The 431-nt window shown below is 34.6% G+C and carries 1 protein-coding gene and 1 pseudogene; both read right to left on the reverse strand.

What is annotated here, in order from left to right; genetic code table 11:
* Positions 1-100, reverse strand: a 100-nt coding sequence (locus RYX56_RS21250) for a DNA polymerase beta superfamily protein (protein ID WP_317123978.1), incomplete at its 3' end; no start/stop codon positions are given.
* A gap of 197 nt (positions 101-297) precedes the next feature.
* Positions 298-431, reverse strand: a pseudogene (locus RYX56_RS21255) (CueP family metal-binding protein); the annotation flags it as partial.

Here is a 431-nt window from a genome sequence, read left to right on the forward strand (position 1 = left end):
GGAAATCCCAAGCTCTGCTGCCTGATTCACACGCATAAAGTATTTTAACGTTATAATCTAACTCTATTTTTTTCAAGGTTTTTAAAATGGTTGCTTTCAATTATCTTCCCTCAATTCTGTGAATTAAGCCTCCACAGCAATTTCTAGAATCGTTCTTATAATTTTTATATATTTTTAGGAAATTAATGAAATAAATAAAGTTTTCAAAGAGTAGCCGTAACAAAAAGGAAGAATATTCTTATTAGAATAGGCAAAATGAGGCAAGAGAACGGTTCCCTTGCCTTCAATCCTCTAGCATTACATCAACTGCATGGTCGTAATGCAAGTAGGGTCATCATTAAAAGTAGAGAGCCCTGATTCGACCTTTTTTCCGTCGAGCTCAATCTTCATTTGATACGTTTTATTCCGTGGCAACCATAAATCGATAAAGC

This window comes from Alkalihalophilus lindianensis (assembly GCF_032843265.1).
Lineage (GTDB): Bacteria > Bacillota > Bacilli > Bacillales > Bacillaceae_D > Alkalihalophilus > Alkalihalophilus lindianensis.